Source organism: Pseudomonas sp. MF6396 (assembly GCF_002018915.1).
GTDB classification, from domain to species: Bacteria; Pseudomonadota; Gammaproteobacteria; order Pseudomonadales; family Pseudomonadaceae; genus Aquipseudomonas; species Aquipseudomonas palmensis.
Window position 1 is genome coordinate 151,096 of the sequence record NZ_MVOK01000014.1, and the last position, 9,161, is coordinate 160,256.

General features: G+C 62.1%; 10 protein-coding genes. 3 read left to right on the forward strand and 7 right to left on the reverse strand.

All coding sequences use genetic code 11. The features are described from left to right. Nucleotides 1–14: 14 nt before the first annotated feature. The 5 genes from MF6396_RS16230 to hemJ form a co-directional block, all read right to left on the reverse strand. The gene (locus MF6396_RS16230; RefSeq protein ID WP_043859829.1) at nucleotides 15–353 is read right to left on the reverse strand and encodes a histidine triad nucleotide-binding protein; all 339 of its coding nucleotides are present in this window, start codon (nucleotides 351–353) and stop codon (nucleotides 15–17) included. Between the two features lie 73 nt (nucleotides 354–426). Continuing rightward, on the reverse strand, nucleotides 427–1,200 hold the full coding sequence (locus MF6396_RS16235) for an SDR family NAD(P)-dependent oxidoreductase (RefSeq protein WP_043859830.1): 774 nt from the start codon (nucleotides 1,198–1,200) through the stop codon (nucleotides 427–429). Between the two features lie 72 nt (nucleotides 1,201–1,272). After that, nucleotides 1,273–1,734 (reverse strand): DUF805 domain-containing protein, encoded by a 462-nt coding sequence (locus MF6396_RS16240; protein ID WP_052504188.1) that lies wholly within the window; start codon nucleotides 1,732–1,734, stop codon nucleotides 1,273–1,275. A gap of 27 nt (nucleotides 1,735–1,761) precedes the next feature. Beyond that, nucleotides 1,762–2,718, reverse strand: a complete 957-nt coding sequence (locus tag MF6396_RS16245; RefSeq protein ID WP_078480910.1) for an NAD(P)H-dependent flavin oxidoreductase — start codon at nucleotides 2,716–2,718, stop codon at nucleotides 1,762–1,764. Nucleotides 2,719–2,740: 22 nt separating this feature from the next. Then, entirely contained in the window at nucleotides 2,741–3,166 is a 426-nt protein-coding gene (gene hemJ, locus MF6396_RS16250; RefSeq protein WP_043859832.1) for a protoporphyrinogen oxidase HemJ, read from the reverse strand. 139 nt (nucleotides 3,167–3,305) lie between these two features. On the opposite strand from hemJ, the gene argC reads away from it, so the two are divergent. Together argC and erpA are read left to right on the forward strand one after the other, a co-directional pair. After that, nucleotides 3,306–4,340 carry an N-acetyl-gamma-glutamyl-phosphate reductase gene (argC, locus tag MF6396_RS16255; protein WP_043859833.1) on the forward strand — a complete coding sequence of 345 codons (1,035 nt, stop codon included), beginning with the start codon at nucleotides 3,306–3,308 and terminating at the stop codon, nucleotides 4,338–4,340. A gap of 156 nt (nucleotides 4,341–4,496) precedes the next feature. Further along, entirely contained in the window at nucleotides 4,497–4,847 is a 351-nt protein-coding gene (erpA, locus tag MF6396_RS16260; RefSeq protein WP_043859834.1) for an iron-sulfur cluster insertion protein ErpA, read from the forward strand. A 55-nt stretch (nucleotides 4,848–4,902) separates the two neighbouring features. On the opposite strand, the gene MF6396_RS16265 is transcribed toward erpA, so the two are convergent. Next, a complete protein-coding gene (locus MF6396_RS16265) occupies nucleotides 4,903–5,994 on the reverse strand; it encodes an anhydro-N-acetylmuramic acid kinase (protein WP_078480911.1) in 1,092 nt (363 codons plus the stop codon). Between the two features lie 3 nt (nucleotides 5,995–5,997). Next, a complete protein-coding gene (locus MF6396_RS16270) occupies nucleotides 5,998–7,410 on the reverse strand; it encodes a peptidoglycan DD-metalloendopeptidase family protein (protein WP_078480912.1) in 1,413 nt (470 codons plus the stop codon). 210 nt (nucleotides 7,411–7,620) lie between these two features. Between MF6396_RS16270 and tyrS the strand changes: the two genes are divergently transcribed. Continuing rightward, nucleotides 7,621–8,820, forward strand: coding sequence for a tyrosine--tRNA ligase (gene tyrS, locus MF6396_RS16275; protein ID WP_078480913.1), 1,200 nt, complete (start codon nucleotides 7,621–7,623; stop codon nucleotides 8,818–8,820). The last annotated feature ends 341 nt before the right edge of the window (nucleotides 8,821–9,161 follow it).

Consider the following 9,161-nt stretch of genomic DNA (forward strand, 5'->3'; position numbering starts at 1 on the left):
GGGCTTGCGTTGGATCAGCCCGGCGGCCAGGTCATCTGGCGTTGGCCGAGCACGTGCATGTGGATGTGGTAGACGGTCTGTCCACCCTGCTCGTTGCAGTTCATCACCACGCGGAAACCGTCCTCGCAACCCAGTTCCTTGGCCAGTCGCTGGGCGGTGAACAGGATATGACCGGCCAGACCCTTGTCTTCTTCGGTGAGGTCGTTGAGGGTGCGGATCGGCTTTTTCGGGATGACCAGAAAGTGCACCGGCGCCTGGGGGGCGATATCGTGGAAGGCCAGAACCTGGTCGTCCTCGTAGATGATCCTGGCCGGAATCTCCCGGTTGATGATCTTGGTGAACAGAGTTTCCACAACGCTTGCTCCATGGTGGGGTTCGGGCTTGAGTGTACTCAGGCGCCGCTTGCTCGCCCAGTGCCGATTCGCTTCAGCGTGGGCAGTAGGCCCGGTTGATTGCACCGGCCAGCTTGCGCGCAAGCCAGCGCGACAGCCAACGCGGGCTGGCGGCCAGCCAGCGGTTACGCCGACCGGGGATGATCAGTGCGCGGTTCTTTTCCAGTGCGCGCACGGTGTACAGGGCCACTTCCTCGGGGCTCATGCAACGGTTGCCGTTGTCCAGCCGGGGGATGCGCCGCAGCGGCGATCGAACCGGGCCGGGGCATAACACCGAAACCTTGATACCGGTCTGCTTGAGCTCCTCGCGCAGGCCTTCGGAAAAATGCAGCACATAAGCCTTGCTCGCCGCATAGGTGGTCATCCAGGGGCCGGGGGCGAAGGCGGCCAGCGACGCGACATTGAGGATCTGCCCGCCACCCTGCACCGCCATCGCGTTGCCCAGCGCATGGCACAGGCGGGTGAGGGCGAGGATGTTGACCTCGATGATGTCCTGCTCGTCGCCCCATTCCTGGGCCAGGAAGTGCCCGTAGGTGCGGATGCCGGCGCAGTTGACCAGCAGGTCGATCTGTCTGTCGCCTTCCTCGAGCTCCAGCAGAAAGCCGGACAGGCGCAATGGCTCGCCCAGGTCGCAGGCGCGCAGTAGCACTTCCACGCCGAAGCGCTGGGTCAGTTCCAGGGCGATGCTTTCCAGCAGGTCGCGCTGCCGGGCCACCAGTATCAGGTTGCGCCCCCGGCGCGCGAGGGCCTCGGCCAATGCCAGGCCCAGGCCACTGGAGGCGCCGGTGATCATGGCGTAACGGGTCATGCAGTTCTCCAATCGGCAGGGGGCGGTGCGGCTGGCGCCTAGTTTACAGACTGGAGCAGGTAAAGGCTGCGGTCAGCCGTTGAGGGCAGTCATGTAGATACCCCACGCCATGAACGGTATCCACAGCGAGGCCACCACGATAACCGCCTTGGTGTTGGGGGGCGGTGGCGGCCCGTAACGATTACTGGCGGGGTTGCCGGGAATCAACAGCAGGGCCAGGAAAACCAGGTTGCCGATGTAGTAGGGGATCAGGGTCAACAGGCTGTACCAGCCATTGAAGCCCAGGTCGTTCATGCGCCGGGCGATGAACACCAGGCTGAAGATCTTGGCGGCCAGCAACATCGGCACGATGGCGGCGGCCAGGTCTTTGGAGAGCGAGGACATCAGTGCGACCAGTAGCACCGTCCCGAACACTGCGCCAATCAGCACCAGGCTCCAGGCCAGTAGCCGCACCCTGCCAATGCGGCCGCGCACGCTCATGACCCTGAGCTTTTCGTTGTTCAGTTGAAGGGGGTTGATGTAGGTGTCGCGCATCGAGCTTCCTTTGCCGTTGAGAGTGGTTCAGCCAGGCCGGTGCTGGCCCAGCTGGATCGCCGCGGCCTGGGCCTGGCGGTATTCGTGGTCGAGTCGAGCGATCAGTTGATCAACCGTGCCCAGGCTGTCGATGGCGCCGACGCCCTGGCCGGCGGACCATACGGTCTTCCAGGCCTTGGCCTCGTCATCCAGTGGCTTGAGCCGGCTTTCGCCCGACTTGCCCAGAGCGTTGAGGTCGAACCCGGCATTTTCCAGGCTCTGACGCATGAAGCTGGCTGGCACCCCGGACACTGCGGCGGTGTGGATGATATCGGCTGCCTTGGCATCCAGCAGCATTTGTTTGTAGGCGTCAGGCGCCTGGCTTTCGGTACTGCCAATGAAGTGGGTGCCCATGTACGCGAGATCCGCGCCCAGCAGTTGCGCGGCCAGAACTTCGTGGCCGCGGTTCAGGCAGCCTGCCAGCAGCAGCGTCTTGTCGAAGAACTGGCGAATTTCGGCAATCAGGGCAAAAGGGCTCCACGTACCGGCGTGACCACCGGCACCCGCCGCCACGGCGATCAGGCCGTCCACGCCGGCCTCGGCGGCTTTCTCGGCATGGCGCCGGGTGGTCACGTCATGGAACACCAGGCCGCCATAGCCGTGGACGGCATCGACCACTTCCTTTGCCGCACCCAGGCTGGTGATGACGATGGGCACGCGGTGCTCGATGCAGATCGCAAGATCGGCCTGCAGGCGCGGGTTGCTGGGGTGCACGATGAGGTTCACCGCATAGGGCGCGGGGTTGTCGAGCCCGGCCAGGCCCGCCTCTACCTGCTCCAGCCAGGCCCTGAAGCCGGCACTGTCACGCTGGTTGAGCGCCGGGAAGCTGCCCACCACGCCATTGCTGCAGCAGGCCAGGACCAGCTGTGGATTGGAAATCAGGAACATCGGCGCTACCACCACGGGCAGGCGCAGGCGTTGTTCAAGCAGGGCGGGCAATGACATGGCGGGCTCTCGGAGTGGAGGATCAGAACGGTTTGACCACGACCAGGATGACGATGAGCAACAGGATGACCACAGGCACTTCATTGAACCAGCGGAAGTACACATGGCTGCGGGTGTTTTCGCCGCGCGCGAAGCGCTTCACGTTGGCGCCGCACATGTGATGGTAGCCGGTCAGCAGAATGATCAGGGTCAGCTTGGCGTGCATCCAGCCCTGCTTGAGGAAGTCGGGGTTGAGGCTGAGCAGCCAGATGCCGAACACGAAAGTCGCGATCATTGCCGGGCCCATGATGCCGCGGTACAGCTTGCGCTCCATGGTGACGAAGCGTTCCTGGCTGATGGTGTCCTGGCTCTGGGCGTGATAGACGAACAGGCGAGGGAGGTAGAACAGGCCGGCAAACCAGCAGACGACACTGACGATGTGCAGGGCTTTAATCCAGAGAAACAGCATTTTTAGGTAGTCCTTCAGGTTCACGGTCGTCAGATAGTAGTGGCTTGTGTGTGCAGGCGTCACCCGAACGGTTGTTACCAAGGCTGTGGGCCCATATTATCCGTGGTTTTCCAGTCGGTTCGTTGAAAGGGGCAGGTATATGGTCAAGGTCGGTATCGTCGGCGGCACGGGTTACACCGGTGTCGAGCTGCTGCGTCTGTTGGCACAGCATCCACAGGCTGAAGTGGCAGTCATCACCTCGCGTTCCGAAGCGGGCCTGCCGGTGGCCGAGATGTACCCGAACCTGCGTGGCCACTACGACAACCTGGCTTTCAGCGTGCCGGACACCAAGACCCTGGCGGCCTGTGACGTGGTGTTCTTCGCCACCCCGCACGGCGTGGCCCATGCACTGGCCGGCGAGTTGCTGGCAGCCGGCACCAAGGTCATCGACCTGTCGGCCGACTTCCGACTGCAGGACGCCGATGAGTGGGCGCAGTGGTACGGCCAGCCCCACGGCGCGCCAGAGCTGCTCAAGGATGCGGTGTATGGCCTGCCGGAAGTGAACCGCGAGCAGATCCGCAGCGCCCGCCTGATCGCCGTGCCGGGTTGCTACCCCACCGCGACCCAGCTGGGGTTCCTGCCGTTGCTGGAAGCGGGCATTGCTGATGCCTCGCGTCTGATTGCCGACTGCAAGTCTGGGGTCAGTGGTGCGGGCCGCGGTGCCAGCGTTGGCTCGCTGTTCTGTGAAGCCGGTGAAAGCATGAAGGCCTACGCGGTGAAAGGCCACCGCCATCTGCCCGAGATCCGCCAGGGCCTGCGCCGGGCAGCCGGTGGTGATGTCGGCCTGACGTTCGTGCCTCACCTGACGCCGATGATCCGCGGTATTCATTCGACCTTGTATGCCACCGTCGCCGACACCTCGGTCGACCTGCAGGCGCTGTTCGAAAAACGCTACGCCAATGAGCCGTTCGTCGACGTGATGCCAGCCGGCAGCCACCCGGAAACCCGCAGCGTGCGCGGGGCCAACGTATGCCGCATTGCCGTGCATCGCCCGCAAGGGGGTGATCTGGTGGTGGTGTTGTCGGTAATCGACAACCTCGTGAAGGGGGCCTCGGGCCAGGCGGTACAGAACCTGAACATTCTGTTCGGTCTGGACGAGCGTATGGGCCTGTCCCACGCCGGGCTGCTGCCTTAAGGCGCAACTGGCGGGCTGCAAGCGGGCATAGGGCGGCATTTGCCGCTTGTCGCTTGCGGCCTGCCGCTGCTTCTATTGTTGACCGATTTTCTCGGAGAAGCGGATAATGCGCGTCATCACGCATTAAGGCGGCAACAGCGCCGGGAGAAAGTCAGCATGAGCGTCGAATCCTTCACCCCCACGATTTTGCAATTCACGCAGGGTGCCGCGCACAAGGTGAAGACCCTGGTCGATGAAGAGGGCAATGATCGCCTCAAGTTGCGCGTGTTCGTGACCGGTGGCGGTTGCTCGGGCTTCCAGTACGGCTTCACCTTCGACGAAGATGTGGCTGAAGACGACACCATCGTCGAGCGCGAGGGTGTTGCCCTGGTGGTCGACCCGATGAGCTTCCAGTACCTGGCGGGCGCGGAAGTGGACTACCAGGAAGGTCTGGAAGGTTCGCGTTTCGTCATCAAGAACCCGAACGCCACCACCACCTGCGGTTGCGGCTCTTCGTTCTCGATCTGAGTTACAGGCAGTACTGCTGACGCCGCGCCTCTGCGCGGCGTTTTGCTGTGTGCGTTCAGGCGGGGTAGATCGCGCCCAGAACGCGCAGGCCCTTGGCGCCAGTGACACTGGGGCGGTTGGCGGCGATGCCCTCCAGGCAGCAGTGTGCCAGCCAGGCGAAGGCCATGGCTTCCACCCAGTCTGGATCGACGCCGTTGATGGCAGTGCTGCTGACCCGGGCGTTGGGCAGCAGGCAGGCCAGACGCTTCATCAGTGTGCCGTTGTGGGCGCCGCCGCCACAGACCAGCAGCGCCTGGGTGGCTGTCTGCGCCGCCTGCAGCGAGCTGACGATGCTGTGGGCGGTAAGTTCGAGCAGGGTGGCCTGCACGTCGGCATCGCTGCCGGGGGGCTGGCCGGCCAGGTGCTTGCGCAGCCATGTCAGGTTGAACACCTCGCGGCCGGTACTCTTGGGACCGGTGCCGGCAAAGAACGGATCGCTGAGCAGGCTGGCAAGCAGACTGGGGATGACGTGGCCTGTGGCCGCCCAGGCGCCGTTGGCATCATAGCCGTGACCTAGTTTTTCGTTGATCCAGGCATCCAGCAGTACGTTGCCCGGGCCACAGTCGAAGCCGCTGACCGGTTTGCCGGTTTCGATCAGGCTCAGGTTGCTGAAGCCGCCGACGTTGAGTACTGCCAGGCGCTCGCCCTGATTGTCGAACAGCGCTTCGTGAAAGGCCGGCACCAAGGGCGCCCCCTGGCCGCCGGCAGCCACGTCGCGGCGGCGAAAATCGCTGACCACTGTAATCCCGGTCAGCTCTGCCAGCAACGCCGGGTTGCCGATCTGCACGGTGAAGCCCTGGGCAGGCTCGTGGCGAATGGTCTGTCCGTGGCTGCCAATAGCGCGGATATCTGCAGGCTGCAGGTGCTGTTCGGCCAGCAATTGCTGAATGCCCTCGGCGGCCAGTCTCACCCAGGCAGCCTCGGCCAAGGCGGCGCGGGCAATTTCGTCGGGGCCGCTGGCGCACAGCGCGAGCAAGTCGTCGCGCAGCGCCTGGGGCATCGGAATGTAATGAGTAGCGAGCAGCGTGAGACGCTGCTCCTGTCTGATCAAGGCGATGTCCAGGCCATCGAGGCTGGTGCCGGACATCACTCCCAGATACAGGGCCATGGCTTAGCGCTTGGCCGAGGCCAGCATGGTGGCCTTCTCTTGTTCCATGCGCGCCATCAGCGGCTGGCTTTGCTGCAGGAAGCGCTGGCGTTCAGCCTTGGCGATCGGATCGGCCATTGGCAGCTTCTGTCCGAGCGGGTCGACGTGCACGCCATTGACCTGGAACTCGTAGTGCAGGTGCGGCCCGGTGGACAGCCCCGTGGTGCCGATGTAGCCGATCACCTGGCCCTGCTTGACCGTGCCGCCGGTCTTGATGCCCTTGGCGAAGCCCTGCATGTGCCCGTACAGGGTCTGGTAGGTATTGCCGTGCTTGATGATCACGGTGTTGCCGTAGCCTCCACGACGACCGGCCAGCAGTACCTTGCCGTCACCGGCGGCCTTGATCGGCGTGCCGCGCGGCGCTGCATAGTCGACGCCCTTGTGGGCGCGGATCTTGTTCAGGATAGGGTGCTTGCGACCTGCCGAGAAGCGCGAGCTGATGCGGGCGAAGTCCACCGGGGTACGAATGAACGCCTTGCGCATGCTATTGCCGTCGGCGGTGTAGTAGCTGGTGTTGCCCTGCTTGTTGGTATAGCGCACCGCAGTGAAGCTCTTGCCGCGGTTGGTGAAGCGTGCCGACAGGATGTTGCCGTTGCCGACCACCTTGCCATTGACCACTTTCTGTTCGTAGATCACGTCGAATTCGTCACCCTGGCGGATGTCCTGGGCGAAGTCGATGTCGTAGCCGAAGATGCGGGCCATGTCCATGGTCAGCGAATGGTTCAGGCCGGCACGCTGCGCGGAAGCCGACAGCGAACTCTTGATGACGCCGTGCACGTAGGCCGAGCGAACCACAGGCTTGGTGATTTCACGGTTGAAGGCATAGCCCTTGTCGCCCTTGGTCAGGCGGATGGTCTCGAGATCGCTGACCTTGCTGTGCAGGCTGGCCAGTTGGCCGTCCTTGTCCAGTTCGATTTCCAGTACCTGGCCATGCTTGAGCTGGCTGAATTGCTTGGCCTGCTTGTTGCTGGCAAGCACCTCGTGCACCACATTGGCCGGCAGGCCGACCTTGGCGAACAGTGTCGACAGGGTGTCGCCACGGGCCACGGTGACTTCGCGGTGGCTTGGATCCTTGGCGGGTTCGGCAGTTGGGGTGGCTTCGGTCTTGGCGGTTTCTTCGGTGGGCGCGGGGGCAGTGTCAATCTGGGCGAACGGCGAGGCGGTGGTTTCTTCGCGGACGTCGGCCTGGGTGGTTTCCTGTTGCTTCAGCTGCTCGGCAGGGGATTCCAGCTCGAGGTTAAGGGTGGTTTTCTTGGCTTCGACCTCGCTGGAGGGGAACACCAGCAAGGCCAGGCTGAGCAGGGCGGCGATACCGCTGGCGGCCAACAGGTGGCTCTTCGGATAAAGCGGAGGCGCTTTAGTCGGTTCGTTGGTCATAGGTAGATTGACTTTGAAAAAGATGGATTGGAAAAGATGAATGACATGATGAAGATGAAATAACTGTATAAAATATAACCAAATCCCCTTCAGCGCAAGCGCGCAGACGTCATCAGTCGGGTGTGCGGTCACATCCGGGGCAAAAACTTGTATTTGATGGCTGATCTTGTATGGTTGGGGCCCTTTGAATCTGAGCCTTGCGGGTCTGTTATGAAGTCGGTTGAAGAGCAGCTAGCGCTGATCAAGCGTGGTGCGGAAGAGGTACTGGTCGAGGCCGAACTGGTCGAGAAGCTCAAGCGCGGGCAACCGCTGCGGATCAAGGCGGGTTTCGACCCGACTGCGCCGGATCTGCACCTGGGGCACACCGTCCTTATTAACAAGCTGCGCCAGTTCCAGGAACTGGGGCATCAGGTGATCTTCCTGATCGGCGACTTCACCGGCATGATCGGTGACCCGAGCGGCAAGAGCGCCACACGCCCGCCGCTGACCCGCGAGCAGGTGCTGGAGAACGCCGAGACCTACAAGCAGCAGGTGTTCAAGATTCTTGATCCGGCCAAGACCGAGGTCGCGTTCAACTCTACCTGGATGGACGCGCTGACCCCGGCCGACTTCATTCGCCTGGCTTCACAGTACACCGTGGCGCGCATGCTCGAGCGCGACGACTTCGACAAGCGCTATACCAGCAACCAGCCGATCGCGATTCACGAGTTCCTCTATCCGCTTGTGCAGGGCTATGACTCGGTGGCGCTGAAGGCCGATGTCGAGCTGGGCGGTACCGACCAGAAGTTCAACCTCCTGATGGGGCGCGAGCTGCAGCGTGGCTATGGCCAGGAGGCGCAGAACATCGTCACCATGCCATTGCTCGAAGGGCTGGATGGCGTGAAGAAGATGTCCAAGTCGCTGGGTAACTATGTAGGTATCCAGGAAGCACCAGGGGTGATGTACAGCAAGCTGGTGTCGATCCCTGATACGTTGATGTGGCGTTACTTCGAGCTGCTGAGCTTTCGCTCCATGGAAGAGATTGATGGGTTCCGTGCTGAAGTGGCTGCTGGTGCCAACCCGCGGGATATCAAGATCAAGCTGGCTGAAGAGATCGTGGCACGCTTCCATGGTGAGGAGGCTGCGGCCAATGCCCACCGCGCAGCGGGTAATCGCATGAAGGATGGCGAGCTGCCGGAGGACCTGCCGCAGATCGACGTGCTGGCTGCCGAGGCCATGCCGATTTCTGCTGTGCTGAACAAGGCGGGCCTGGTCAAGAACTCGGCGGCAGCCCGTGATCTGCTGGCGGCAGGAAGCGTGAAGGTCGATGGTGAGGTCGTTGATCGTGGCTTCGTCTTCGAGCTGGGCTCCACCCATGTGTGTCAGGCGGGCAAGAAGGCGTTTGCATGTATCAGTCTGAAGGCTGAATAAAGAGAGGGCGGCGTAAGCCGCCCTTCCTATATAGAGAAGGGCTGGTTTGCTTTGTTTTGCGAAAGTTTCAAATTAGCCCTTGACGCACGATTTAATCTCTCTATAATTCGCCCCACTTCCGGCGCAGTCGGAACGAAAAACTCCTTGAATATCAATGAGTTGGACGTTTCAGGTCAGGCTGGAAGTGCTTCGAGCGAAAGATCGGCAGCGGTGAAAAAAGGTGGTTGACAGCAGGTTGTAACGCTGTAGAATTCGCCTCCCGCTACGAGAGATCGAAGCGAGTCAAGTGTTTGAAGTGAAACGAAAAACTTCAAAATAAACGCTTGACAGACTCTGAGGAA

Bases quoted from the DNA above. Each gene is read 5' to 3' on its own strand.
- MF6396_RS16235 (WP_043859830.1), bottom strand. From the start codon at position 1,200: ATGACCCGTTACGCCATGATCACCGGCGCCTCCAGTGGCCTGGGCCTG.
- MF6396_RS16240 (WP_052504188.1), bottom strand. From the start codon at position 1,734: ATGCGCGACACCTACATCAACCCCCTTCAACTGAACAACGAAAAGCTC.
- MF6396_RS16245 (WP_078480910.1), bottom strand. From the start codon at position 2,718: ATGTCATTGCCCGCCCTGCTTGAACAACGCCTGCGCCTGCCCGTGGTG.
- hemJ (WP_043859832.1), bottom strand. From the start codon at position 3,166: ATGCTGTTTCTCTGGATTAAAGCCCTGCACATCGTCAGTGTCGTCTGC.
- argC (WP_043859833.1), top strand. From the start codon at position 3,306: ATGGTCAAGGTCGGTATCGTCGGCGGCACGGGTTACACCGGTGTCGAG.
- erpA (WP_043859834.1), top strand. From the start codon at position 4,497: ATGAGCGTCGAATCCTTCACCCCCACGATTTTGCAATTCACGCAGGGT.
- MF6396_RS16265 (WP_078480911.1), bottom strand. From the start codon at position 5,994: ATGGCCCTGTATCTGGGAGTGATGTCCGGCACCAGCCTCGATGGCCTG.
- MF6396_RS16270 (WP_078480912.1), bottom strand. From the start codon at position 7,410: ATGACCAACGAACCGACTAAAGCGCCTCCGCTTTATCCGAAGAGCCAC.
- tyrS (WP_078480913.1), top strand. From the start codon at position 7,621: ATGAAGTCGGTTGAAGAGCAGCTAGCGCTGATCAAGCGTGGTGCGGAA.